At 62.8% G+C, this 22,144-nt stretch carries 31 protein-coding genes and 2 tRNA genes; 11 read left to right on the top strand and 22 right to left on the bottom strand.

The features are described 5' to 3' along the window. Positions 1–302 precede the first annotated feature (302 nt). Positions 303–845, top strand: coding sequence for an aldolase (locus tag BRA62_RS09830; RefSeq protein ID WP_292366393.1), 543 nt, complete (start codon positions 303–305; stop codon positions 843–845). Here the strand turns inward: BRA62_RS09830 and aglJ are convergent. Further along, entirely contained in the window at positions 816–1,742 is a 927-nt protein-coding gene (aglJ, locus tag BRA62_RS09825; protein ID WP_292366392.1) for an S-layer glycoprotein N-glycosyltransferase AglJ, read from the bottom strand. The genes BRA62_RS09830 and aglJ overlap by 30 nt on opposite strands. A 39-nt stretch (positions 1,743–1,781) precedes the next feature. Here aglJ and BRA62_RS09820 point away from each other — a divergent pair, with 39 nt between their 5' ends. Next, entirely contained in the window at positions 1,782–2,366 is a 585-nt protein-coding gene (locus BRA62_RS09820) for a DUF99 family protein (RefSeq protein WP_292366391.1), read from the top strand. On the opposite strand, the gene BRA62_RS09815 is transcribed toward BRA62_RS09820, so the two are convergent. From BRA62_RS09815 to BRA62_RS09805, 3 genes are all read right to left on the bottom strand, one after another. After that, positions 2,334–2,786, bottom strand: a complete 453-nt coding sequence (locus BRA62_RS09815) for a universal stress protein (protein WP_292366390.1) — start codon at positions 2,784–2,786, stop codon at positions 2,334–2,336. The two genes, BRA62_RS09820 and BRA62_RS09815, sit on opposite strands and share 33 nt — an antisense overlap. Positions 2,787–2,841: 55 nt before the next feature. Beyond that, positions 2,842–3,351 carry a type IV pilin gene (locus BRA62_RS09810; protein WP_292366389.1) on the bottom strand — a complete coding sequence of 170 codons (510 nt, stop codon included), beginning with the start codon at positions 3,349–3,351 and terminating at the stop codon, positions 2,842–2,844. A gap of 61 nt (positions 3,352–3,412) precedes the next feature. Beyond that, positions 3,413–4,318, bottom strand: a complete 906-nt coding sequence (locus BRA62_RS09805) for a transglutaminase domain-containing protein (RefSeq protein ID WP_292366388.1) — start codon at positions 4,316–4,318, stop codon at positions 3,413–3,415. A gap of 214 nt (positions 4,319–4,532) precedes the next feature. Here BRA62_RS09805 and BRA62_RS09800 point away from each other — a divergent pair, with 214 nt between their 5' ends. Next, positions 4,533–5,471, top strand: coding sequence for a radical SAM protein (locus BRA62_RS09800; protein WP_292366387.1), 939 nt, complete (start codon positions 4,533–4,535; stop codon positions 5,469–5,471). A gap of 58 nt (positions 5,472–5,529) precedes the next feature. Continuing rightward, complete coding sequence (locus BRA62_RS09795) at positions 5,530–6,255, top strand: PP2C family protein-serine/threonine phosphatase (protein ID WP_292366386.1); 726 nt, start codon at positions 5,530–5,532, stop codon at positions 6,253–6,255. On the opposite strand, the gene BRA62_RS09790 is transcribed toward BRA62_RS09795, so the two are convergent. From BRA62_RS09790 to BRA62_RS09775, 4 genes are all read right to left on the bottom strand, one after another. After that, positions 6,252–6,773 (bottom strand): HEAT repeat domain-containing protein, encoded by a 522-nt coding sequence (locus tag BRA62_RS09790; RefSeq protein ID WP_292366385.1) that lies wholly within the window; start codon positions 6,771–6,773, stop codon positions 6,252–6,254. The two genes, BRA62_RS09795 and BRA62_RS09790, sit on opposite strands and share 4 nt — an antisense overlap. Before the next feature lie 120 nt (positions 6,774–6,893). Continuing rightward, on the bottom strand, positions 6,894–7,019 hold the full coding sequence (locus BRA62_RS09785; RefSeq protein WP_292366384.1) for a hypothetical protein: 126 nt from the start codon (positions 7,017–7,019) through the stop codon (positions 6,894–6,896). A gap of 198 nt (positions 7,020–7,217) precedes the next feature. Continuing rightward, positions 7,218–7,290: transfer RNA gene (locus BRA62_RS09780), tRNA-Asp, on the bottom strand. A gap of 18 nt (positions 7,291–7,308) precedes the next feature. Further along, a tRNA-Tyr gene (locus tag BRA62_RS09775) sits at positions 7,309–7,415 on the bottom strand. A gap of 147 nt (positions 7,416–7,562) precedes the next feature. Here BRA62_RS09775 and BRA62_RS09770 point away from each other — a divergent pair. After that, positions 7,563–9,107 (top strand): 2-isopropylmalate synthase, encoded by a 1,545-nt coding sequence (locus BRA62_RS09770; protein ID WP_292366438.1) that lies wholly within the window; start codon positions 7,563–7,565, stop codon positions 9,105–9,107. A gap of 34 nt (positions 9,108–9,141) precedes the next feature. Here the strand turns inward: BRA62_RS09770 and BRA62_RS09765 are convergent, their stop codons facing one another. The 12 genes from BRA62_RS09765 to BRA62_RS09710 form a co-directional block, all read right to left on the bottom strand. After that, the gene (locus BRA62_RS09765) at positions 9,142–9,507 is read right to left on the bottom strand and encodes a prefoldin subunit beta (protein WP_292366383.1); all 366 of its coding nucleotides are present in this window, start codon (positions 9,505–9,507) and stop codon (positions 9,142–9,144) included. Between the two features lie 157 nt (positions 9,508–9,664). Further along, entirely contained in the window at positions 9,665–9,919 is a 255-nt protein-coding gene (locus BRA62_RS09760) for a KEOPS complex subunit Pcc1 (protein WP_292366382.1), read from the bottom strand. Continuing rightward, positions 9,916–10,320, bottom strand: coding sequence for a hypothetical protein (locus BRA62_RS09755; protein WP_292366381.1), 405 nt, complete (start codon positions 10,318–10,320; stop codon positions 9,916–9,918). Before BRA62_RS09755 ends, BRA62_RS09760 begins: the two co-directional genes overlap by 4 nt. Continuing rightward, positions 10,317–10,448 (bottom strand): DNA-directed RNA polymerase subunit P, encoded by a 132-nt coding sequence (locus tag BRA62_RS09750; protein WP_011844513.1) that lies wholly within the window; start codon positions 10,446–10,448, stop codon positions 10,317–10,319. The genes BRA62_RS09755 and BRA62_RS09750 overlap by 4 nt, the downstream gene beginning before the upstream one ends. Positions 10,449–10,454: 6 nt before the next feature. After that, positions 10,455–10,745 carry a 50S ribosomal protein L37ae gene (locus tag BRA62_RS09745; RefSeq protein ID WP_292366380.1) on the bottom strand — a complete coding sequence of 97 codons (291 nt, stop codon included), beginning with the start codon at positions 10,743–10,745 and terminating at the stop codon, positions 10,455–10,457. A gap of 54 nt (positions 10,746–10,799) precedes the next feature. After that, a complete protein-coding gene (locus tag BRA62_RS09740; protein WP_292366379.1) occupies positions 10,800–11,504 on the bottom strand; it encodes a ribosome assembly factor SBDS in 705 nt (234 codons plus the stop codon). 9 nt (positions 11,505–11,513) lie between these two features. Next, a complete protein-coding gene (gene psmA, locus BRA62_RS09735) occupies positions 11,514–12,236 on the bottom strand; it encodes an archaeal proteasome endopeptidase complex subunit alpha (protein WP_292366378.1) in 723 nt (240 codons plus the stop codon). Beyond that, the gene (locus BRA62_RS09730; RefSeq protein WP_292366377.1) at positions 12,236–12,718 is read right to left on the bottom strand and encodes an Rpp14/Pop5 family protein; all 483 of its coding nucleotides are present in this window, start codon (positions 12,716–12,718) and stop codon (positions 12,236–12,238) included. The genes psmA and BRA62_RS09730 overlap by 1 nt, the downstream gene beginning before the upstream one ends. Further along, entirely contained in the window at positions 12,715–13,359 is a 645-nt protein-coding gene (locus BRA62_RS09725) for an RNase P subunit p30 family protein (protein ID WP_292366376.1), read from the bottom strand. Before BRA62_RS09725 ends, BRA62_RS09730 begins: the two co-directional genes overlap by 4 nt. Positions 13,360–13,388: 29 nt before the next feature. Next, on the bottom strand, positions 13,389–13,979 hold the full coding sequence (locus BRA62_RS09720; RefSeq protein ID WP_292366375.1) for a 50S ribosomal protein L15e: 591 nt from the start codon (positions 13,977–13,979) through the stop codon (positions 13,389–13,391). A 129-nt stretch (positions 13,980–14,108) separates the two neighbouring features. Further along, positions 14,109–14,603, bottom strand: a complete 495-nt coding sequence (gene moaC, locus BRA62_RS09715) for a cyclic pyranopterin monophosphate synthase MoaC (RefSeq protein ID WP_292366374.1) — start codon at positions 14,601–14,603, stop codon at positions 14,109–14,111. 58 nt (positions 14,604–14,661) lie between these two features. Continuing rightward, positions 14,662–16,065 (bottom strand): NAD(P)H-hydrate dehydratase, encoded by a 1,404-nt coding sequence (locus BRA62_RS09710; RefSeq protein WP_292366373.1) that lies wholly within the window; start codon positions 16,063–16,065, stop codon positions 14,662–14,664. Between the two features lie 1,012 nt (positions 16,066–17,077). Here BRA62_RS09710 and BRA62_RS09705 point away from each other — a divergent pair. The 4 genes from BRA62_RS09705 to BRA62_RS09690 are packed head-to-tail and all read left to right on the top strand — an operon-like array spanning position 17,078 to position 19,962. Further along, complete coding sequence (locus BRA62_RS09705; protein WP_292366372.1) at positions 17,078–18,475, top strand: single-stranded-DNA-specific exonuclease RecJ; 1,398 nt, start codon at positions 17,078–17,080, stop codon at positions 18,473–18,475. After that, complete coding sequence (locus BRA62_RS09700) at positions 18,420–18,917, top strand: PUA domain-containing protein (protein ID WP_292366371.1); 498 nt, start codon at positions 18,420–18,422, stop codon at positions 18,915–18,917. Before BRA62_RS09705 ends, BRA62_RS09700 begins: the two co-directional genes overlap by 56 nt. Continuing rightward, positions 18,899–19,240: a nascent polypeptide-associated complex protein gene (locus BRA62_RS09695; protein WP_292366370.1), complete on the top strand. Its 342-nt coding sequence runs from the start codon at positions 18,899–18,901 to the stop codon at positions 19,238–19,240. Before BRA62_RS09700 ends, BRA62_RS09695 begins: the two co-directional genes overlap by 19 nt. Further along, positions 19,237–19,962, top strand: coding sequence for a methyltransferase domain-containing protein (locus BRA62_RS09690; RefSeq protein ID WP_292366369.1), 726 nt, complete (start codon positions 19,237–19,239; stop codon positions 19,960–19,962). The genes BRA62_RS09695 and BRA62_RS09690 overlap by 4 nt, the downstream gene beginning before the upstream one ends. A gap of 4 nt (positions 19,963–19,966) precedes the next feature. Here BRA62_RS09690 and BRA62_RS09685 read toward each other — a convergent pair whose 3' ends face one another. Continuing rightward, the gene (locus tag BRA62_RS09685; RefSeq protein ID WP_292366368.1) at positions 19,967–20,155 is read right to left on the bottom strand and encodes a hypothetical protein; all 189 of its coding nucleotides are present in this window, start codon (positions 20,153–20,155) and stop codon (positions 19,967–19,969) included. 186 nt (positions 20,156–20,341) lie between these two features. Here BRA62_RS09685 and pyrB point away from each other — a divergent pair, with 186 nt between their 5' ends. Together pyrB and pyrI are read left to right on the top strand one after the other, a co-directional pair. Further along, on the top strand, positions 20,342–21,238 hold the full coding sequence (gene pyrB / locus BRA62_RS09680) for an aspartate carbamoyltransferase (protein WP_292366367.1): 897 nt from the start codon (positions 20,342–20,344) through the stop codon (positions 21,236–21,238). Further along, the gene (pyrI, locus tag BRA62_RS09675; RefSeq protein WP_292366366.1) at positions 21,235–21,702 is read left to right on the top strand and encodes an aspartate carbamoyltransferase regulatory subunit; all 468 of its coding nucleotides are present in this window, start codon (positions 21,235–21,237) and stop codon (positions 21,700–21,702) included. Before pyrB ends, pyrI begins: the two co-directional genes overlap by 4 nt. On the opposite strand, the gene BRA62_RS09670 is transcribed toward pyrI, so the two are convergent. Next, positions 21,695–22,144: phosphopantetheine adenylyltransferase (locus BRA62_RS09670; protein ID WP_292366365.1), on the bottom strand; the 450-nt coding region annotated here is incomplete at its 5' end. The genes pyrI and BRA62_RS09670 overlap by 8 nt on opposite strands.

Here is a 22,144-nt window from a genome sequence, read left to right as displayed (position 1 = left end):
GGCGATACCCCCACGGTCCACTGTACCGGGTTTGCTGCGTAAATACTTGGAGCGGAGTTCGAGTGCCGAAGGCTGCGAGTTGCGCAGTGCGACTGGCCAGAGGCCAGGAGTTCGAGCACCGAGAACGATGCCTCCCAAGTTTGACATTTCTACAACCCTTTCTTAATTCCTACTTGACCGTCCAAACCCATACCACCACCCTTCCCCCTCAGCACACCCAACCCTCCTCACCGCACCCCAAGCGGCATGCACATATCCCCGAGCACGCCAAACCATTCTGTACGAAAGTCAGGGTGCCGAAAATGCTGGATCGGGAGTTCGAACGGATTGGAAAGAGGCTCTTTTTGGAAGGGCTCGTCGGAGCGAATTTCGGGAACATGAGCGTTCGGGGCGAGGGCGGCTTTAACATCACCCGATCCGGCGCGTACCTTGATTCGGGGGAGATGCCGGTCTTTGTGCCGGATGCGGGCGACGCCCCGCGCGAGGCCTCGAGCGAGTACCGGGTCCACCGGGCGGTCTACCGGGAGACGCCCCATTGTGCGATCGTCCACGCCCACCCGGTCCACGCCGTTGCCGCCTCGCTCGATACCGAACTCATCCGGCCCGTCGACAGCGAGGGGGGAATGCTCTGTCCAACGATCCCGGTCGTCACCGGGAACCCCGGGACCGACGAGATCGCAGAGAATGTCACCGGGGCGCTCCGCGACGGCCACATCGTCATCGTCCGGGGACACGGGACGTTTGCCGCCGGAAAAACGCTCGATGAGGCGTATATCTACACCTCGATCGCCGAGTACGCCTGCCGGATCCTCTTTTTATCGGGGAGGCTTCGGAGGGTTCTGTAACTGCTCGATCTGGCGGGTGGTCTCGCGGTGAAACCCGAGCAGCATGTCGCTGATCACGCCGAACATAAAGATCTGAAAACCCATCGTGATCAGGAGGACCGTGAGGATGGTGAGCGGCAGGTGCTCGATGTTCTTGAGCCACTCGAGGACGACGTAGACGCCGATGGCGCCCCCGACAAGCGATATGAAGAGGCCGATGATCCCGAAGTAAAAGATCGGGTTGTTCATCTTCGCGAGACGGTATATCGTCGAGAAAATTCTGAGGCCGTCCTGGAACGGGTTTAACTTGGTGACGGTGCCGGGCCTCGCGAGGTACCGGACCGGGACGACCGTGACCCGCTGCCCGTTCCTCACCGCCTCGACCGCCATCTCCGTCTCGATCTCGAACCCCGCCTCTTTGAGGGTCATCTGCCGGATCGACTGAAGGGTGAAGGCGCGGTAGCCGGAGAGAATATCGTTGAGAGCCTTTCCGTGCGCTATCCGAAACATCACGTTGAGGAGCTGGTTGCCGAGGAGGTTCAACCCGGTGAATGCACCCGCCTCGGGGTTGACGAGGCGGTCGCCGATGACGTGATCGAATCCCCGGCCGAGGGGTTCGAGCATCTTCTCCGCGTCATCCGGCGAGTAGGTGCCGTCGCCGTCGAGCATGAGCACGTAGGGCTTATCGATGACCCCCACGGCCTCGATGATGGCGTTGCCCTTTCCCTTTCCCTCCTGTGTCCGGACAACCGCTCCCGCGGCCCGTGCGATATCGGGTGTTTTATCGGTGCTGTTCCCGTCCATGACGAGGATGTGCTCAAAGCCGCGCTGCCGGAATCCCTCGACCAGCTCACCGATCGTCGGGGCCTCGTTTAACGTGGGGATGAAGATACAGACCTCATCTCGCTCGACGTTCATCGGTGTACTATATCCGATTGAGCAACATAAGGACTTCGCATGCACGTAGTCAAATCGGGGCTCCGCGCTCTCGGTATCGCCGAGAGTTATTCGGGGCGGGAGCAGTCCACCCTTGCCGGCGTCGTCATGCGAAAGGACCTCCGGATCGACGGAGCTGCCTTCGCCCGGATGACCGTCGGCGGGTCGGACGCCACCGATGCGGTCATCCGGATCTTCCACCGTCTTGCCCGCCGCGACATCAACCTCCTGATGATCAGCGGGAGCGTCGTCGCCTGGTACAACATCATCGACCCGGCGGCGGTGCAGGGCGCGAGCGGTCTTCCCGTCATCGTCACCACCTACGAAGAGTCGGATGGGCTCGAGGAGGAGATCCGCCGTCACTTCCCCGACGACGACGCCAGGCTCGCGGCATACCGGCGGCTCGGCGGCCGGATCCCCGTTCGGCTGCACTCCGGGTATACGCTTTTTATCCGCCCCTACGGACTCTCTCTCGAGGATGCCGCGAGGCTCTGCAACGACTTCACGCGTGAAGGCAGGATGCCCGAGCCGGTCAGGGTGGCACGGCTCATCGCCAGGGCCGTCGTCCGGTCGTCAGGGGTTGACCCGGACGACCATGACCGTTGACGTCGCGTGGTCGACGACGTAGGAGCTGACGCTTCCGAGGAAGAAACGGTCGATCCGGCCCCTGCCGTGCGACCCGACCACGGTCAGGTCGGCGCCGAGTTCCTGTGCGAGCGCGGTGATCTCTGCTCCGGGGTGCCCCCAGCGCTTGTGGATGGTTATCCGGACGCCGGCTGCTGCCGCCTCCCGCTCCGCATCGGCGAGGAACTCGTTCGCCTCCCGGTCGAGTGCATCGAGAAGCGCCTGCTGGGCGACATCCGGCGGTTCGAGCTCGCTCAAGATCAGCGTGGGGTATGTGCCGGTCTGGACGACGTGTATGGCATGCACGGGGGCATCCATGACGCGGGCGATATCCAGAGCCTCTTCGAGCGCCCGGTGGCCGATCTCCGAACCGTCGACCGCCACGAGTATCGAACTGAACATAATAGTCTCTAGGAGCGTTCCGGTACAAAAACATGGCCTTTGGAAGCGGTCCGCCTCATGCCCTCACTGTGTGCTTCGATACCACCTTCCCGTCGCGTTTATCCACGATCTCCACCGTGACCTCGGCTCCCGGGCAGAACGTCCCGTCGGAAAGATCCGCCGTCATCTCCTCGCCCGGGTTCCAGTAGGGGGTGCGACAACCCTCGCCGCCGAGGGTCTTTACCCCGTAATGGTGCGACGGGATGAGAAGGTGGCCGTTCAAAGTCTGGACGATGCAGACCTTCTGGCCGTTCTTGTAAAAAACCGCTTTCAGGCAGTCGTTCTCGTATACCGTACTGCCGTTGTTCTTGAGGGTGACCCTGCTTGCGTAGGTCAGCTGCCCGGTCTCTTCGCTCGTGTGCGTAATCCCGGTGATAATGATCGGTGTCTGCGGGGGCTGTGTCCACAACGAGGACGGGACCATCGCAAGCAGCAGCAGCAGGACAAGCGCGGCGAGAATGATGGTTACGGCAACCAGCAGGTACGTGCCGTGCGTATCCGAGAGAGCGCGCTCGCTCTCTTTCATCCGCCTTACGCAGGCTCCCGGTGAGCCGGAGCGGTGCCGCGTCCTCCGCGCGGCACGGGGCCTAGTACTCCATCCCATACGACTGAGCTAGGTTCCGGTAACGGCCGTACGTGTACTGGTCCAGTTTGGGGCCCATGCCCCGTATCTTGTTCCACTCGACGGCGTCGGTATGCTCCCGCCAGACTCCCTCGAAGGAGTCTCCGTCCGCCACGACGAAGACCTTCGGGTTCGACGTCAGCTTCTCGCCGGTTCCCCCGTAATCTCCTCCGGCATCGGTCGGGATGGACGGCACCGTGGTCTCGATGAACGCGTACCCGGTGTTCCGGTAGCAGTACTCCGCCGGCGCCCGGATGCCCACGGCCATATGGCTCTCCTGCTCGAATTCGAAGACCGCGACGCCGTATCCCAGTTCACGGAGAAGGTACGCGAGCAGGAGCGACTTCTCGTCGCAGTCCCCGTTCTCGTGGTAGAGCACGTGGTACGGGTATTTTGCCGCCGTATCGAACGAGTAATCAGCGTACTCGATCTTTTGCACCATGCTGATCGCGGCCCGCACCTGGTTGTCGCGGTCGGCCTCGGCAGCCCGGATGTTGTCGGTCAGCTGTTTGAGGTACCGGTCCTGGATGCTCTCGTCGATAAACTGGAGCCAGTAGTCGTGCTCATCGCGCAACAAGGCGGGGTACTTCGTGGAAAGGTAATCGTTGACGCCCCGGTAGGCATCGAACCGGATCGAACCCGGTTTGCCGCGGAGAACGTACGGAAGGTTGATGGTTTTTTGTCCCGTTTCCAGGTCTTCGGCGGTGACCCGGGATGAATCGAGGCCCGGTACACCCAGTGTCCCGGCGACCATCGTACCTACGGACGAAAAGATCTCGGCGCCCCAGATGACGGCTACGCCGAGGACGACAAGGACGACGATCACCTTGCCGACAGGGATTCTGTGCGGACGGTTGCTGTCGCCGGACATACGAATGAGAAATATATTACTTAATATATAAATCTTTTTAAAATGATTCAGGGCGCCGGCGACCCGGAAGGAGATACTGCCCGGGGGACACGGACTTACGGCCTCCACCCCCCAAGAAACTTCCCCGTCAATCTTCGGGTTCCGCAGCGGACGCAGGCGCACCCGGAGATTATACCGGGGTAAACCTTCTTCCTCTTCAGGCCCAGGGAGGATCATGGCAGAAGCAGAACGATCCCAACTACCCGGATACGTACGCCTATCCGGGAGCGGCGAACTGGAGGAGCGGGCGCGGCGGGCGCACGAGGTGCTCCGCGACTGCGTCGTCTGCCCCCAGGAATGCCGCGTGAACCGTATCGAGGACGAACTGGGGTTCTGCCGGACCGGTCTTTCGCCGCGAGTCTCAAGTTACAGCCCGCATTTCGGCGAAGAGCCCCCCCTCGTGGGGACGAACGGGTCGGGGACGATATTCTTCGCGGGCTGCAACATGCGGTGCGAGTTCTGCCAGAACTACGAGATCAGCCAGTGCGGGGTCGGCTACGCCGTCTCGAACGAAGACCTCGCCGGGATCATGCTTCACCTGCAGGAGCGCCGGTGCCACAACATCAACCTCGTCTCCCCCTCGCACGTCGTCCCCCAGATCCTCGGTGCGGTCGCCATCGCCGCCCCCCGGGGCCTCAACGTCCCGCTGGTCTACAACAGCGGTGGCTACGACTCCGTGGAGACCCTGCGGCTCCTCGACGGCGTCATCGATATCTACATGCCGGACGCGAAGTACGGGCGTGACGACGTGGCGCTGGAACTCTCCCATGCCCCCGGCTACACCGCCCGCATGCAGGCCGCATTGAAGGAGATGCACCGGCAGGTCGGGGACCTGGTGATCAGGGACGGCCTTGCGGTGCGGGGCATGATCATCAGGCACCTGGTGCTCCCGGGAAACCTCGCGAACAGCGAGATAGTGCTGAAATTCATCGCCGAAGAGATATCGCGGGACTCCTACGTGAACATCATGGCCCAGTACCACCCGGCGTGGAGGGCGGCCGGGGGAGGGAGGAGCCCGGTGCTTGCGGCACTGCAGCGCCCGATCATGTCGCGGGAGTACCAATATGCCATTCGCTGCGCAAGGGAGAACGGACTCTACCGTGGGTTCCCGTGAGAGGCGGGAAGAGACCGCCACCAAAAGAATATTCGCTCGAAACGCCCAGAATTGTGTGGTGCAGGTGAAGGAACGGTCAGGGCTCCGGTATGCGGCGATGAGCGATACCGGAGGGCGAGAGCAGAACGAGGACGCCTACTTTACCGGCAGGATAAACGGCTACCACGTATTCGCCGTCGCCGACGGGCTCGGCGGGCATGCCTGCGGAGAGGTTGCAAGCAGGATGGCGGTCGAGATCCTTGAGGAGACCGCAGGCAAGGATCTCCCGGAGACCGGACCCGCCACCGTGCTCGAACGCGCGTTCCAGCGGACAAATACCGCCATATATGCATATAATCGGGAAAACGGCCTGAACGCAGGAACAACACTCTCGGCGGCGATTGTGAATGAGTCGGGCAGGTGCTGGATCGGCACGGTGGGCGACAGCAGGATGCATATCATTACGCCTGCGTCCGTCTGGCATACGCGCGACCAGAATTACGTCCAGGGCCTGGTGGCAGCGGGGGTAATCACCCCCGCCGAGGCGATGAGCCACCCGGGAAAGAACATCCTGACTCAGGCGCTCGGCCTCGCAGCACGGGTGCAGGTCGATCTCGACGAACGGGATCTCGCCGGGGGAGTCCTGGTGCTCAGTTCGGACGGGCTCCACGACTACGTCCCGGCGAGCGCCATCCGGGAGATCGTGCTCGCCGGCGACCCCGATACGGCGTGCCGGAGGCTGCTTGAGGCCGCCAGGGACGCGGCAAGCACCGACAACACCACGGTGATCGTCGCTAAGCCCTAAACCCCGTCCGTACCTATATCGCGGAGCGCCTCGAGGATTGCCGCACGGACGCCGTCCGTCGCCTCACCCTCCAGGGCGGCACGCAGCGCCAGAACCGCCTCCTCGCCGCCGATCATGCTAAGCGATCGGGCGGCACTCCGCCGCACGAACTCATTCTCGTCGTGTTGCATGGCGCGAAGGCGCGCAACCGCCCGGGGATCGCCGAGCAGCCCGAGCCCCTTCGCCGCCATGTAACGGACATGGTCTTTTTCGTCGTCGAGGGCGGCGGTGAGGGGCGCATACGCCTCGCCGTCACCGATCAGTCCGAGCGCTTCCGCCGCACGATAGCGCACCTTCCAATCATCGTTCTGCAGCAAGGCAATGCAGGCGGGCACGGCGGGGTTTCCGATCGCGACCAGGGCGTGCATAGCCCCGGCCCGCACCGCTTTATCCGGATCGGAGAGCCGGGAGAGTAGAGTCTGCAGGTCCTGGTTATTCGAACGTTCGTCTCTGTTCTCCGGTGGCACACTATGAGTCATCCTGCGTCACATCCGTGGTGTAAGGGCTTTTACATCACACATTGAAGCGGCTATCTAATAAGTTCTCAGGACCGCCGGGACCTGTTGAAGGCACCGTATCCCGGCGGCCGCTTCCTGCCGTCAGATCAGAAACCCGGAGGCATATATGACCAGACCTGTGAAAACAAGAAGGCCTGTCCCGAGGATGAGCGTCCCCAGAGTGCCGAATACGGGATCGCTCTCAATCCATTTTCCCGGAGCGTGCATGACACCGGATACCACGTTATGGTATATATATTTTATCTGAAAGATAAAATTAAAATCTGATATATAATTGCTTCCTACAGCGCCGATTACCGACAGCGGACTTACGGGGTTTATCGGCACACTCTCGGGGCCTTCCAGCGTACTACGGACTGCCGTAGGCCTGCTCCGCTGATACCTGGAAAAAGTGAAAGAAAATGACGCCCAGGACGGAATTCGAATCCGTGTCGACGGCGTGACAGGCCGTCATGATAGGCCACTACACTACCTGGGCACTCAATGTTCGAGGGGATCCCGCCTCCCGGATTCGAACCGGGGACATCGCGGTAGCCGCGCAGTTCGCCCGAGAGCGAATACTATACTACAGCCGCGCACTCTACCAGTCTGAGTTAAGGCGGGTCTCTGCTCTAATAATGTTGTCGGGAGAGGTTATTATAGATTTCGTCGAATCCTCCGGGCATTGCACGACCAGGACGTCATTGTTTATATACGACCTCGGATAATGGATAGGTATGAACCCTACAAACGCTGAAGCACCTGGGAACGCTGAAGCGTACTGTCTTCTTCACCGATAGCCGTGCGAAAAAGAACGTCACTGTTTTCGACACCACACTGCGCGACGGTGAACAAACACCGGGCATCTCGTTCACGCTCGAAGAGAAACTCGGTATTGCAGAACAGCTCTCCGGAATAGGAGTCCACGCCATCGAAGCGGGCTTTCCCGCATCTTCCGATGCCGAGCGCGAGATCGTCAAGGCCATCAAAGGTCTCGATCTTTCGGCGCAGGTCTGCGGCCTTGCGCGGTCGCTCCCGGCCGACGTGGATGCGTGCATCGACTGCGACGTCGATATGGTCCACGTCTTCATCCCGACCTCCGACGTCCAGCGCGAGTACACCATCAAAAAGACCCGCGAGCAGGTCCTCGAGACCACCGGCGAGATCATCGCGTATGCCCGCGACCACGTCGACCGGTGCATGTTCTCCGCCATGGACGCCACCAGGACCGACTGGGATTACCTGATAGAGGTATACCGCGTTGCGGTGGACGCCGGAGCGACGATCATCAACGTGCCCGACACCGTCGGCGTGATCACCCCGACGACCATGAAACGCCTCATCGAGCGGATCGAACGGGAGGTGAACTGCCCGATCGACGTCCACTGTCACAACGACTTCGGGCTTGCGGTGGCGAACACCATCGCAGCTGTCGAGAGCGGCGCCTCCCAGGTGCAGGTGACGGTGAACGGCCTCGGCGAGCGGGCGGGCAACGCCGACCTCGCACAGACGGTGATGGCGTTATCGTCCATCTACGGGATCGATACCGGTATCCGGACGACGGGCCTCGTCGAGACCTCAAGGATCGTCTCCCGCTACGCGGGGATGAGCATCCCGGCCACGCAGCCGATCGTCGGCGAGAACGCCTTTGCCCACGAGAGCGGGATCCACTCCCACGGCGTGATCACCCGGTCGGACACGTTCGAGCCCGGGATCATGACGCCGGAGATGGTCGGCCACCGGCGCAGACTGAAACTCGGCAAACATGCCGGGAGGCATGCGGTCAGGCAGATGCTCGGCGAGGTTCACATGGAGCCCGCCGACGCGCAACTCGACGAGATCGTCCTGCGGGTGAAGGCGATCGCCGGCAAGGGCAAGCGGGTGACGGACGCGGACCTCTACGAGATCGCCGAAAGCGTCATGCAGCTCGCGCCCGACGAAAAGACCCTGAAGCTCCAGGACGTCGCCATCATGACGGGAAACCACGTGATCCCGACAGCCAGTGTCCGGGCGATCGTGAATGGAGAGGAACACGCCTTCTCGAGCATCGGCAACGGGCCGGTGGACGCGGCCGTGCGGGCAATCCTCGGGATCATCCCGGCCCCGGTCCAGCTCAAGGAGTTCAACATCGAGGCGATCTCCGGGGGCACCGATGCTCTCGGACACGTCACCATCGCCATCGAGGACGAGCGGGGCCGGGTCTTCGATGCCAGCGCCTCAAGCGACGACATCATCCTCGCATCGGTCGAGGCGGTGATCAACGCGATCAACCTCGTCTGCCGGACGCAGAAGAACGACCGCGAGCGGGAGGAGTGAACACCTCACTCCATTTACAAAAAAAGTTCAGGGATCAGGCGGGGCCGGGAGGCTGCTGTTTACCTTCCAGCGCTCCCCTGATCTGTGAGGATAACTGCTCGAACCTGCCCTGCAGGGCCTTCTCCTGTTTCTCGAGCGACTTGACGCGGAGATCGAGCGTCTCGATACGCTCGTTCAAGGAAGCAAGCACTTGCTCCTTGCCCTTCTGCATCATGACGCTGCCGACGTTCATGAAGACCGCCGCATCTTCGGGGACTTCGGCGAGGTCCTCGACCGCCCGCCTGGCTTCACGGATCGTCAGTTCGTACTGTGCTTTCTGTGAGACCACGGTCTGGAGCTGCTGCTGCATCTGCTGAAGCATCGCCAGCTGGTTCTGCACTTTCGGTGGGATGTTTTCCATATTCATCAACCTCCTCGAATGGGACGAAGATCGGTAACAATATTTCGGGTGGCGGACAGGGGGCCAGTCCGGCCCTCCGCCCTCTTTCTCTACATGATAGGGGCGTGAAGCCCATAAAATGTGAGGGTTCAAAAGAGAGAACTTCGTCTCCGCCTCCCTACCGGGACGCATCAGACGGGACCGCGATCTCCCGCATCTCGATGGCTATGGTGATCAGCCGAAGCCAGGTGTTCAGGGCCGCCCGGAGCGCGGGTATATCGGTGGCGGTCACCTCGAGGACGAGCGTATCCTCGTCCTCAAGCCTTAGGTGGACGGACGACCGGTCTCCCACGTCGCCCATCTCCTGGCAGACGGAGAGGTAGAGGGCGCGGGCATCGTCGGTGATGAACCGGAAGACTGCCGTATGCGTCATGGGACGACCTTTAAGGTGTAGCGTTTCCGTTGCGTCCCGTCAAAGACAATACGGTGTCCTGAGAGGGTCTCACCGGCAAACGCCACGTCGACGTGGCCCTCAAGCGCCTCGTACACGGAGCGATCCGAGACGAAGAGCCCGCGGACAATCGCTCCGGGCCGCTCCTCGACGGAAAACGACCTGACGCGGATCTCTGTAACCGGTTCACCGTCAGAAAAGACCTGAACGAGAAAAAAAGGGCCGGATTTCGAGACGATCAGAACCGGCTCGTCGAGGGAGAGGAGTTCACCCATGCCCGCCTTCCCACGGGTGATATACCCGGCGCCGATCGAGAACGCCAGATCCCGTGCAAGAGAACGTATCTCCGGGACCGGTTTTCGTGACGTCGTGACGACCGTCATCGAGCCTTCAGATCTTTTATCCCGGCTCCGCGTTCCTTGAAGAGGATGCGGTGTCCACAGTAGGGACAGCGTATATTGACGTCGATTTCCACTTTTTGTTTACAGCGAGCGCACTTATAGGCAGCCACGTCCGATTAGCCCTCCTTCTGCAGCGAACGCTCGATGCTCCGTGTGGCGACGCGCATTGCCGGCGTTTCCGGGACGTAGCTGCCGCCTGCAAACTTGAATCCGCACTTGCGGCACGTCCAGATCCCCGTTCCCTCGCGCTTGACCGCTGTCTGGTCGCAGCGGGGGCAGGCGTGGCTCGCGCGGGAGACCTTTTCGATCTGGTTTACTCTCTTCCGGATAAACCGGCCATACCTCGGACCAAAACGCCCGGAACTTCCGACTACCCTGCCCTTGGCTTTCTGTCTGCGACTTGCCATTTCGCGTACCTCAATATGTCCTCTAATTTTTGTGCTGTCGATTAATATAGTTACTCACGACACCCGTTCGATGATCCGGGTCTCTGCATTGCCCCTGGAGAGTTTGTTGATCAGGTCGTAGAACTCTTCCTGAATGCCCGCCGGGATCCTGACGACGGCGATCCAGGAACCGTCCTTCTGCCACTCGTTCTGCTCGATCGTCGTCGCGGTCTGGAGCTCCCCATAAGCCCTTGCGGCATAATCCGCCGGGATCTTCACGGCGATCCGGACTTCCTCGAACCGGATGGGAAGGATGGGGCGGAGTGCCTTGACCACCTCTTTGACCTGCTCCTCGACGGATTTGAAGGGGTCGATGTTCACCCTCGCCTCTTCCATGGCGAGCTCGATGCGCTGCGGCGGGTGAGGGTACCCGGACTGCGGATTGACGGCGTTCCTCGCGATGAACGTGATGATCCGGTTCCGCTTCTCCGCGATAAGGTGGCGGCGCTGTTCGGAGGTGAGATGGATCTCACCCTTCTGGATGATACGGAGTGCGGCCGGCTCGAACTCGGTCGTCTTGAAGACTTTCATGAGGGCCTCGTCGGAAGCCCGTTCGGCATGAGCGGCGTTCGAGAAGATGGAGTCGGCCGCGACAACCTCCTCCAGGTCGATCTCCTCTCCCTGCCGGATACGCATGGCCTGGTCGGGATCGACAAGCACCTCAAACCGTTCTCCGTGGCTCTCAAGCCGGGCTACGACAGCCTGGTCCAGGGGTATCATACGGGCGGCTCACTCTTCGAACTGGTCGACGTATGCCTTTACTTCGTCCTTCTCCAGCTTCCGGAACTCCCGGGTCTCGATGGAGACGACGCCGATCTCGATGGCGCTCACGTCGAGCTTGCCCTCTGTCGCGGCGTGCAGGGCCTTGATGCCGAGCTGGATGGCGCCGGTGAAATCCGCATCCTCCCGGTACTCGTCCTCGAAGACCTTCATGACCGCCGGCCGCCCGGTTCCGATCCCGGTCGCCTTGTACTCGAGCAGCGTGCCGCTCGGATCGGTCTCGAAGAGCCGTGCCTCCCCATCGCTGATCCCTGCGATCAGGAGAGCGGTCCCGTAGGGGCGTGCACCGCCGAACTGGGTGTAGGTCTGCATGTGGTCGCAGAGCTTTTTGGCGAGAATCTCGACGTTGATCGGCTCGTTGTAGGAGACCCGGTTAATCTGGGACTCGACCCGGGCCCTGTCCACGAGGGACCGCGCATCGCCGACGAGGCCGGAGGATGCCACACCGATGTGCGTGTCGATCTTGAAGATCTTCTCAATGGAGACCGGTTCGAGGAGACGTGAAGTCACCCTTTTATCGACGATCAGCACGACGCCTTCGCTGCACTTGATTCCGACGGCCGTCGTGCCCCGTTTCACCGCTTCTCTGGCGTATTCAACCTGGTAAAGCCTTCCGTCCGGGCTGAAGACAGTGATCGCCCGGTCATATCCCATCTGATATTGTGGTTGCATTATCGTTCCTCCAAATCGGCTTCGGTGAAAAACAATGACTTCTGATGCTTAATACCTTTTTCAACCAAATCAACCTTTTGACGCGGATAGCGGTACACCGTGAAATAGGTTTCCCCGAACTTCACGTCCCCGGCCCCGGAGAGGGGCCGGATAGGCTTCATCCGGCGCCGCAGTGCATGAATGGTCCCGGAGACGGCGACCGTCCTGAGTGCGGCCCGTTCGTCGGCGATCGCGCTGACCGTTGCAAGGGCGGTGGCGATATCCTTCTCCGTCCCCCGCCGGCACCGGACGACAGCGTACCCTCCTTCGCAGAAGACCACCGCAGGCTGCGCAAACCCGACAGCCGCATCGCCGAGAAGCGAAGTCGCGGCTTCGATGACCGAGAGATATACCTGTTTCTGGTCCGCCGCCATTCCGTAGGGGAGGATCCGCGCCAGGATATAGCGCCGCTTCGCCCGCATCGTCGGGGGCCTCGGCTTCATCCGACCACCCTCACAGGCTGGTGCGGTTCGGTGATCCGGCCGACGGACGAGAGCGCTTCGCCCACTTCCGCCCCGGTCATGCCGAAGAGTGCGCAGAGACCCCGGATATCGCGGACCGACCGCTGCCCGAGTATCGAGCGGGCATCCGACGATATCGTCAGTGGAAAGCCGTAGCGCCGCTGCAGCGAGAGGATATCCGCATACCGCTGCAGCGCTTTCTGGCGCTTCGTCCCGCGGAGGTGGACGATGGGGGCCATCGAGATGTCCATCGCCACGCCACGCTCCGCCGCCGTCCGTGCGGCGACGTGGTCGAAGGCGTTCCTCCGGGTGGCGTGGATGTTCCTGATGACGTGCACCTCTTTCACCGCGGCAACTGCCCGGTTGAAGGAGATGTCGCCTGCATTGACAAAGACCACGTCGGCATCCCGGACAGCGGGACTGCGCACCTGCCTGATAACCTCTTTTTGAGACGCAGCACAGATCACGGCACCCCGGAGAACTTCGATTCCGGGGTACCTGTTCCTGGCGTCTCCGATAGCAACGATGCTGTCGAACCCGAGTTCTGCCGCCTCGATCGCCATCCGGGCAAGCGTCGAGTCGCCGGCAGGATAGGGATGTACACAGGCGTCCGTAATCTTCATCGTGGGTAAGCCGTATGAAAAAAAAGTATTTATTTGCCGCGGTTCGCATGGGAGCGGATGCTCGGGCGCGTCTTCTCTGTTCCGCGCCCGCGCGTCCGCATCCCGCGTCCCTTCATGCCGGCAGAGGTCTTGCCGCGTTCCGCCCGGCCCCGGTGAACCGGGTCGGCCAGCCATGCGAGGTTGCGGTCGCTTCTGATCGACGGGTGGTGCCCGTCGACCATGATGACCTCGAACCACCGGGACCGTCCGTCCTCACCGACCCAGTAGGAGTTTAAGGCCTCCATGTTCGGGAACTTGCGGGACGCGCGCTCCTCGGCTATGCGCTGCAGGCTCTTTGCCGGGGTCAGCCGGCGCATGCCCATGCGTGCGGATCTACGTCCGCGGATGTAGCGGGGCTTCCTCCGGCCGCCGCGGCGGACCTTGACCCGCACGACGACGATTCCCTGCTTGGCCTTGTAGCCGAGCGACCGGGCCCGGTCGATCCGGGCAGGGTGCTCCACGCGCACGATACTCCCCTCGCGCCGCCAGGTCTGGAGGCGCTCCCAGAGGAGACCTTTCACTTCCGACCGGTCAGGCCGCTTCCATGCCTCGCGTACGTAGGCATACATCGATTTTGCCATGTTTAGAATCACCTCAGGTTCAGCGTTTCCGCCACATTCCTTTCCGGGACGTATCCCGTGGTTCCTAACAGGTTGACGGGAGCGCAAATAAAGGATTGCTTTTGCCGCCCCTCAGCCTTGCAGGAAGACCTACACGCCCTTGCGCTTCTCCACGACGCGGATGGCGTCCATCCGGGTGACCGGGTACTGCCCGTTCTCATCCTTCTCCGCCGACTTGACCATGTCCCAGACGGTGAGAAGGGCGACGGAGACACCGGTGAGCGCTTCCATCTCGACGCCCGTCCGCCCGTAGGACTTGACACGGGCGGTCGCCTCGATGTAGCCGTCGCCCTCTTCGAAGTCGATGGTGATGCCCCCGAGCGGTATGGGGTGGCACATGGGGATGAGGCGCGGGGTGTCTTTCACCGCGAGGGTTGCCGCCACCCGTGCGGTCGCTAAAACGTTGCCTTTGACCGTGGTTCCTTCCCGAATGGCCTGGAGCGTCTCGCTCCGGAGGTAGATCCTGCCGCTCGCAACCGCTTCCCGGACGACCTCGGTCTTTGCCGAGATGTCCACCATCTGTGCGCGGTCGTTCTCGATGTGGGTGAAGACCGGGGTCTTGCCGTGTTCGCCGGACTCGCTCATGTGTATCGCAGGAGATCTTCTGTCTTTTAAGGGATAAAAGAAGGCGGCTTAGGGCAGTTCATTCCGGTGCGGGGCGCCGGAAGAGAATTTCCGGGATATAGCCGGGCATATCGGTCGCGAGCATGCCCTCCCCGCGCTCCCCTGCGGCGAGCATCCCGGCCCTGCCGTTGACGTACGCGGCGATGCAGGCGGCCTCGAACGTAGGGATCCGGCAGAAGAGCGCGCCCGCCACGCCGGCGAGCAGGTCGCCCGTCCCTCCGGTGGTCATGGCGGGAGTTCCGGTCCGGTTGAACCTGACCCGCGAGCCGTCGGATACGATGTCGACCGGGCCCTTGAGCAGGATGGTCCCCCCCGTCGCGGCGGCCTTCACGCACCGGCCGCGCGCCGTAAGGTCCGCCGGGGGCTCCGTCCCGGTCATCCGGGCGAACTCGCCCGCGTGCGGGGTGTAAATCGTCTCCTTCGCCGCCGGCAGGGGCCGGGCGAGCGCATCGGCATCGAAGACCGCCCGCTTCGCCGCCTCCGCGACAGCGAGCACGACGCCGTGGCTCTCTTTCCCGAGGCCCATCCCGCAGACGACCACGTCCGCCCGGTCGACGAGCGAAAGAATCGTCTCCAGGTGGTCGGCGGTGATCGCCTTCCCCTCCAGGCGCTCGTAGATCAGGTCGGGCATGGGGACGTACGCGGGGGAGGCGACCCGCACGATGTCGGCCCCGGCACGGAGCGCCCCCATCGCCGCGATGTAGGGCGCCCCCTGGTAGGGCCCGCCGCCGACGACGAGGACCTCGCCGCCGGCACCCTTGTGGGCGCCGGATGCCCGGGCCGGGACGAGCGTGAGGTCTCCGGGGCCGGTGAAGATCTCGGCCTCGAGCGGGATGCCGATATCCGCGACGTCCGCGCCCTCCACCTTGGGGCGGTGGAACGATACGACCCGGCTCGCACGGATGCCCGGGGTGGGGACGTCGACGGCGACGATTGGGACGCCGCTCGCGTTCGCCCGGGCAACGAGGGTCGCGAGCGGCTCCCGCACCGCGCCCGACACCCCGGTGCCGAGCATCGCGTCGACGATGATATCTGCTCCGTCAAAGAGGCGGGAGAGCGCGTCGACGTCCGCGGCGCACCGGACGGGGAGGAGGGATACGGAGCAGTGCCGGAGGAGAGCGATCTGGATGGCGGCCGAGGCGGTCATCGGGCCGCAGTCGGGGTAGACGACGTCGACGGCGTCGAGATGCTGGAGGTAGCGGGCCGCCACCATCCCGTCGCCGCCGTTGTTCCCCCTCCCGCAGAGGACGAGGACGCGGGAGGGACCGCGGGCGAGGACGGCATCCGCGACCGCCCTCCCGGCGCTCTCCATCATCAAAAGCGACGGCTGGCCGAGCGCAACGGCGTTCCCTTCGACTGCCCGCATCCGGCCGGCGTCGATCACGCCGGTCTCCAGAAACTCCCGCATATCGTTTGTCGTCATGTTCTGTACCTCCAGGAGCGTTGTCTGATCGGTGCTTGGCGTTTCTTTCTTAGATAGTTTTAGTTTCCACCCGGAGAGATGCCGGGGAGGCTGCCGGTTTAGGGCAGTGTTGACAGATGAGCATCTAAGGGGCAACCAATGCACCCACTGGTGCCTGGATTGCTCGGTCGCATACCGTGCACCATACGCCGTATACGCGGTGCACCCACGAGTGTCGGGATTGTTCTCGACCGCACGTGCCTTACACGGATTTCCTGTGGATATCGCCATTGGGGAGTGCGACTGGCCGAAGGGCAGGAGCATGAGCACCGTCAGGTGCGAGGGGCTGACGGGGAGTGCGATGTTCCGCAGGAACGGAGTTCGAGCACCCGAAGGGTGCGGAGTGCGAGCGAAGCGAGCTTGAGCACCGATAGGTGCGAGGTGCGAACGGAGTGAGCATGAGAAACTCGAAGAGTTTCGAGGTGTGAGCGTAGCGAACACGAGAAGAACGAAGTTCTTCGAGGGGGGAGTACCCTCCCTCCCCTGTCTCTACCCCGTAAGGCTCTGCCTGTGACCCCCACCACCCGCGCTTCGCGCTCCTCCCGCCCCCCTTGGGGGCGGGCAGTGCGTGGCGAGAGGCGATGATTCGGTACGCGACTGACCAGAGGCCGGGAGCGTGAGCACCGTGAGGTGCGAAGAATCGGAGCCGGGGAAGACCGAAGGTCTTGGACTGGCGGCTGGCCGAAGGTACGATGTTCTAACGGAATGCGACTGTCCTATGGGCAGGAGTTTGAGCACCGCAAGGTGTAGGGGCAGAAACTCGAGCACCAATGGCGACATCCAGTGAAAATCCGTGTAAGGGCATGTGCAACCGAGAAGAATGTAAACACCAGTGGGTGCGGATTGCATAAGTCCGTCGCTTGAAGACTCAAACCACTCATGCTCCAGTTCTCCACTTCGCCGACCTTCCCAAACCCCCGATCCCTCCCCACTCCCATGCATTATTGACCCTTCACCACCCACTACTATGGAGATGAGCCTCGAGAACGATGTGCGGAGAGCGGCGGATATCATCGGTGAAGCGGAGTCGGTGACGATCATCTCCCACATCGACGCCGACGGCATCAGCACGGAGGCGATCCTCGCGCAGGCGCTCACCCGCGAGGGCATGGCTGTCGACTCCGTCTTCGTCCGCCAGCTCGAACCGATGGCGATGCGCCACGTCCCGAAAGACGGGTCCCTGAAACTCTTCGCCGACCTCGGCGCCGGGCAGCAGAACCTTCTCGAGGAGCACGGCCTCTGTGCCGACGAAGTCCTGATCCTCGACCACCACGTCGGCCAGCCCTGCGGCACGGCCTACCCCATGGTCAACAGCCTCGATCACGGGATCACCCGGATGAGCGCCGCCGGAATCGCGTATCTGGTCGCGAAGGCGATCGACCCGACAGGCACCGACCTCGCCAAACTCGCCGTGGTCGGGAACGTCGGGGACATGATGGCCCGGGAGAACTGCGGGCTGGTCGGCCCGGCACGCGAGATCGTCCGGGACGGCGTGGAGTACGGCAACATCATCGTGCAGGACCATGACCTGAATTGCTACGGGACGTCCACCCGCCCGGTCCACGTCTGCCTCGGCTACTGCGACGATCCCTACATCGACGGGATCTCGAACAACACGAACGCAGCACTCCGGTTCCTCGAGAGGCTCGGTGTTACGCTGAAGAACCCACGGGGCGGGTGGCTCGTCTGGGAAGAACTCCCGTTCGAGGACCGGCGCACGATCATCAGCGGCCTCGCCCAGCAGCTCATCGCCCACGGGAGGGAGACCGACCGCCTGCTCGCCGAGACCTACATCTTCCCCGACGAGCCGGAGCGGACGCCGCTCCGGAACGCCTCCGAGTATGCCACCCTCTTGAACGCCTGCGGCCGGTGGGCGAAACCGAAGGTTGGGAGCAGCATCTGCCGCGGGGAGCGCGGGGAGGCCTACCGCGACGCGGAGCACATGCTCGCCCACCACCGATCGGTCATCCGCGACCTGCTCCAGTACATCCTCGATGCCGGGGTGACCGAGTTATCCCACCTCCAGTACGTCCACACCGGCGACCGGTTCCCCGACACCATCGTCGGGATCGGGGCGGGGATGGCGCTCTCCAAACTGAACTGGAAGAAACCGATGATGGTGCTCGCCGCGATGGTGGACGAGCCGGAAGTCACCAAGGTCTCGATGCGGACGAACGAGTGGGCGCTCGGCCGCGGGGTCGATCTCTGCGAGGCGCTCATCGAGGCATCGGCAGAGGTCGGCGGCGCAGGCGGCGGACACCGGATCGCGGCCGGGGCGTTCATTCCCCACGACACAGAAGAGGAGTTTGTTGATAGTGTCAACCGAATACTCAAACGACAGTTCGCTTCAGCGGATCCGGACGATAGCTGACTTCCAGTTCGGCGCCGGGGCCGGAGCCGCGGTCTTCCCCGAGGGATGCACCTTCCAGTTCTCCACAACCGGGCGCATCCGCCAGGTGCGCATCGGAAAGGAGAGGCTTGCGACCGTTCGCGCACAGGACGGCCGCCTGACCCTCGGGATAACCGGAGCGGAGCGGCTTGCCGCCCACCTTCCCCCACCGGCCTACCGCGTGGCGGTGCAGGAGGACGTGGCGGCGTTCATCGCGGACGGAAAGAACGCGATGGCAAAACACGTCGTCGCCGCCGACGAGGGCATCCGTGCAGGGGACGAGGTGCTGGTGGTGACCGGCGACGACCTGCTCCTCGCCACCGGGGCGGCCATGCTCTCCGGGCGGGAGATGCTGGCATTTAATTACGGTGTAGCGGTAAAAGTACGGCAGGGGAGAGGATCCGAATGTTTCCAGGAAAAATGAACCCGAAAAAGATGAAGCAGATGATGAAGCAGATGGGCATGGAGATGGAGGAGATCGAGGGCGTGGAGAAGGTTGTCATCTACACGCCAGCGGGAAACTACGTCTTTGACGATGCCCAGGTCATCGCGACCACCATGCAGGGGACCACCACCTACCAGCTCACGGGGGAGGCCCGGTTCGAGGAGGCGGTCCCGGAGATCCCCGACGACGACGTCGTCCTCGTCGCATCCCAGACAGGGGCAACCGAGGAGGCCGCGCGGGCGGCGCTCGTCGAGACTCGCGGCGACATCGCCGAAGCGATCCTGAAACTCGCGCAGCAATGATCGAGACGGGCGAACGGCTCCTGCTCGTCGGCGAGGATCGGGAGTACTTCGTGACGGCGGGCGAGGGGCAGTTCTCCACCGACCGGGGGATGATCGATCTGGCGGCGCTCGCGGGGGTGAAACCCGGGGACGAGATCCGGACCCACCTCGACGTCCCGTTCAGGGTCCTTCGTCCCCGGCCGACCGACTTTTTTGTCCACGCAAAACGGAGCGGAGCCCCGATGCTCCCGAAGGATATCGGTATGGTGATCGCCTATACGGGGATGAACCGCGACGACCGGGTCCTCGACGCCGGCACCGGGAGCGGCGTCGCCGCGATCTACTTCGGGAGCATCGCCCGCGAGGTGAAGACCTACGAGGTGCGCCCGGAGTTCGCCAAACTTGCGGAGAAGAACATCAAAAACGCCCGCCTCGAGAACGTCGAGGTGGTCGCGGCCGATATGCTTCAAGCGACCGGCGAGTTCGACGTCGTTCACCTGGACCTCACGATAACGCCGGCGCACGTGGAGCACGCCTTCTCGCTCCTTACCCCCGGCGGCTATCTCTCCTGCTACACGCCGTTCCTCGAACACACGTTCGTCGCGCTCGATGCCGCAGGGCCGCTCTTCCGCGACGTCCACTGCTACGAATGCATGGAACGGGAACTGACGCGCTCCGCCCGGGGAACCCGCCCGTCGACCAGGGTCGCCCACAGCGGCTACGTCACAATCGCACGAAAATAGAGTGTTAATACTCCTTCAGCGGGCGTTCCCACCCGGTGTAGCCGCAGTAGATGCAGCAGTCCCCGCCGCAGTGCCTGCACTTCTGCGATGGCTGCAGCACCATCACGGTGCCTTTTTTGTTGCAGTACATGCACCCGGCCCCCTCACAGTGGCAGCAGACCTCAGGAGCATACTCTTCCTGTTGTTCGGCCATAAGATCTTCTCCAGGAGTAAGTGGTAGGGAGGCGAAGGTGACAAAGGTTGCCATGGGGGCCGGGCACGCACCCGGAAAAAAAGGTATTTAGTGGGTGCGGGGTGAATCATTATTCAGGAGAGAAGAGGGGCGGAACAATCCGGGCGCCTGCACGCCGGATTGAAAGCCCCGGAAGGTAGCCGCACGATGTACCACATTATCTCTATCCGCGATTTTGAACGCAGGGATCTCGATTACCTGCTTGACCGGGCACAGGAGTTTGATACCGGCGATTATCGGCCCGGGATACTTGACGATAAACTCGTGGCTCTTCTCTTCTTCGAGCCCAGTACCAGGACAAGGATGTCGTTTGCGACGGCCATGGCCCGGCTGGGCGGGCGGTCGATCAGCGTCGATTCCGTGGAGGCAAGTTCCATCGTCAAGGGAGAGACGCTCGCAGACACCATCCGGGTGGTAAGCGGTTACGCGGACGCCATCGTGCTCCGCCACCCGAAGGAGGGGGCGGCCAGGCTGGCAAGCGAGTTCGCCTCGGTGCCGGTCATCAACGCCGGCGACGGCGCGGGGCAGCACCCGAGCCAGACGCTGCTCGACCTCTACACCATCAGGCAGTCGATGCCGATCGACGGGATCGACGTCGGGCTTTTAGGGGATCTCCGCTACGGCAGGACCGCGCACTCGCTGGCGCTCGCCCTCTCCCTCTACGGCGTCACGCTGCACACGATCGCGCCCCGGGGGCTCGAGATGCCGGCGAACATAGCCCTCGAACTCCGGGAGCGCGGCATGGAGGTCGTCGAGCACCCGAACGTCGAGGAGGCGATCCGGGAACTCGACGTCCTCTACGTCACGAGAATCCAGCGCGAACGGTTCCCGGACTCGGCGTCGTACTACAACGTCGCGTCCAGTTACCGGATCACGGCCGACCTTCTCGCCGCGGTGAAGGACCATCTGATGATCCTCCATCCCCTCCCGCGCGCCGGGGAGATCGACCCGGCGGTGGACCGTACGCCGTATGCGCGCTACTTCGAGCAGGCGAGGAACGGCGTGCCCATCAGGATGGCGCTCCTCCACGAGGTGATGAAATGAGCACGAAAGACCCGTCGCGGGGGTTGCTCGTCAGCCCTATCAGGAACGGCACCGTCATCGACCATATCACGGCAGGCGAGGCGCTGAACGTCCTGCGGATCCTCGGCATCACCGGCTCGACCCGGGAATGCCTGAGCATCGCGACGAACGTCGAGAGCAAGCGGATGCGGAAGAAGGACATCGTCAAGATAGAGAACTGGGAACTCCGCACGGAGGAAGTCGACCGGATCGCCCTGCTTGCACCGCAGGCAAAGATCAACATCATCCGGGACTATCGCGTGGTGGAGATGAAGGGCGTGGAGATCCCGAAGGTTCTCAAAGGCGTGGTCAGGTGCCCGAACCCCGGCTGCATCACGAACACGAACGAGCCGGTGGAGAGCACGTTCGAGGTGCTCCCAAAAGGGCTGCACTGCCTCTATTGCGACTGGCTGATCAAGGACGATATCGCAAACCACATCATCTGATCAGGCGTCCCTGCCGGTCGATCTCCCCCCGGCAGATCCGGGTGCTCGAGATCCGCCGCCCGTCTTCGGCGAGGACGCACGAGATCTCGTGAAGATCCACCTTTTTCTTCCCGCGCTCGCGCCGGAGTTCGTTGATCTCCACGGCAACCGGGAAGGTCTCCTCGGAGACGACGAGGATATCGAAGTCCGCGTCAAGGGCGCTGCCGTAGCGGTCGGCGAGCGGTTCGACCTTCCATGCGGCGGTGTAACCGTGCTCCCGGATAAAAGACGTGATACTCTCCAGCCGTTCCCGGTACGTGTGGACGGGGTGCACCTTTGCGCCGGCAAACTCGTCGGTCGTCAACCCGATGGTCACCTCCCCGTCGGGCCCGGCGAGCTCGAAGGAGCGGGCGAGAAGTTTCCGGTGCCCGGCATGCAGGGGATCGAACGTCCCCCCGACCAT

The sequence above is a fragment of the Methanoculleus sp. UBA208 genome (assembly GCF_002498065.1).
Classification (GTDB): Archaea; Halobacteriota; Methanomicrobia; order Methanomicrobiales; family Methanoculleaceae; genus Methanoculleus.
This window is presented reverse-complemented; position numbering and strand designations above follow the sequence as displayed.

What these genes read in the sequence shown, in the direction of transcription:
- BRA62_RS09810 (WP_292366389.1), bottom strand. Translation starts at nt 3,351, where the DNA reads ATGAAAGAGAGCGAGCGCGCTCTCTCGGATACGCACGGCACGTACCTG.
- BRA62_RS09805 (WP_292366388.1), bottom strand. Translation starts at nt 4,318, where the DNA reads ATGTCCGGCGACAGCAACCGTCCGCACAGAATCCCTGTCGGCAAGGTG.
- BRA62_RS09790 (WP_292366385.1), bottom strand. Translation starts at nt 6,773, where the DNA reads ATGACTCATAGTGTGCCACCGGAGAACAGAGACGAACGTTCGAATAAC.
- BRA62_RS09725 (WP_292366376.1), bottom strand. Translation starts at nt 13,359, where the DNA reads ATGAAGATTACGGACGCCTGTGTACATCCCTATCCTGCCGGCGACTCG.
- pyrI (WP_292366366.1), top strand. Translation starts at nt 21,235, where the DNA reads ATGAGCACGAAAGACCCGTCGCGGGGGTTGCTCGTCAGCCCTATCAGG.
- BRA62_RS09685 (WP_292366368.1), bottom strand. Translation starts at nt 20,155, where the DNA reads ATGGCCGAACAACAGGAAGAGTATGCTCCTGAGGTCTGCTGCCACTGT.
- BRA62_RS09730 (WP_292366377.1), bottom strand. Translation starts at nt 12,718, where the DNA reads ATGAAGCCGAGGCCCCCGACGATGCGGGCGAAGCGGCGCTATATCCTG.
- BRA62_RS09760 (WP_292366382.1), bottom strand. Translation starts at nt 9,919, where the DNA reads ATGACGCATACGGCAGTCTTCCGGTTCATCACCGACGATGCCCGCGCC.
- BRA62_RS09765 (WP_292366383.1), bottom strand. Translation starts at nt 9,507, where the DNA reads ATGGAAAACATCCCACCGAAAGTGCAGAACCAGCTGGCGATGCTTCAG.
- BRA62_RS09740 (WP_292366379.1), bottom strand. Translation starts at nt 11,504, where the DNA reads ATGATACCCCTGGACCAGGCTGTCGTAGCCCGGCTTGAGAGCCACGGA.
- BRA62_RS09785 (WP_292366384.1), bottom strand. Translation starts at nt 7,019, where the DNA reads ATGCACGCTCCGGGAAAATGGATTGAGAGCGATCCCGTATTCGGCACT.
- moaC (WP_292366374.1), bottom strand. Translation starts at nt 14,603, where the DNA reads ATGAGCGAGTCCGGCGAACACGGCAAGACCCCGGTCTTCACCCACATC.
- BRA62_RS09710 (WP_292366373.1), bottom strand. Translation starts at nt 16,065, where the DNA reads ATGACGACAAACGATATGCGGGAGTTTCTGGAGACCGGCGTGATCGAC.
- BRA62_RS09800 (WP_292366387.1), top strand. Translation starts at nt 4,533, where the DNA reads ATGGCAGAAGCAGAACGATCCCAACTACCCGGATACGTACGCCTATCC.
- BRA62_RS09690 (WP_292366369.1), top strand. Translation starts at nt 19,237, where the DNA reads ATGATCGAGACGGGCGAACGGCTCCTGCTCGTCGGCGAGGATCGGGAG.
- BRA62_RS09695 (WP_292366370.1), top strand. Translation starts at nt 18,899, where the DNA reads ATGTTTCCAGGAAAAATGAACCCGAAAAAGATGAAGCAGATGATGAAG.
- BRA62_RS09755 (WP_292366381.1), bottom strand. Translation starts at nt 10,320, where the DNA reads ATGACGGTCGTCACGACGTCACGAAAACCGGTCCCGGAGATACGTTCT.
- aglJ (WP_292366392.1), bottom strand. Translation starts at nt 1,742, where the DNA reads ATGAACGTCGAGCGAGATGAGGTCTGTATCTTCATCCCCACGTTAAAC.
- BRA62_RS09705 (WP_292366372.1), top strand. Translation starts at nt 17,078, where the DNA reads ATGAGCCTCGAGAACGATGTGCGGAGAGCGGCGGATATCATCGGTGAA.
- BRA62_RS09720 (WP_292366375.1), bottom strand. Translation starts at nt 13,979, where the DNA reads ATGGCAAAATCGATGTATGCCTACGTACGCGAGGCATGGAAGCGGCCT.
- BRA62_RS09820 (WP_292366391.1), top strand. Translation starts at nt 1,782, where the DNA reads ATGCACGTAGTCAAATCGGGGCTCCGCGCTCTCGGTATCGCCGAGAGT.
- BRA62_RS09745 (WP_292366380.1), bottom strand. Translation starts at nt 10,745, where the DNA reads ATGGCAAGTCGCAGACAGAAAGCCAAGGGCAGGGTAGTCGGAAGTTCC.
- psmA (WP_292366378.1), bottom strand. Translation starts at nt 12,236, where the DNA reads ATGCAACCACAATATCAGATGGGATATGACCGGGCGATCACTGTCTTC.
- pyrB (WP_292366367.1), top strand. Translation starts at nt 20,342, where the DNA reads ATGTACCACATTATCTCTATCCGCGATTTTGAACGCAGGGATCTCGAT.
- BRA62_RS09830 (WP_292366393.1), top strand. Translation starts at nt 303, where the DNA reads ATGCTGGATCGGGAGTTCGAACGGATTGGAAAGAGGCTCTTTTTGGAA.
- BRA62_RS09815 (WP_292366390.1), bottom strand. Translation starts at nt 2,786, where the DNA reads ATGTTCAGTTCGATACTCGTGGCGGTCGACGGTTCGGAGATCGGCCAC.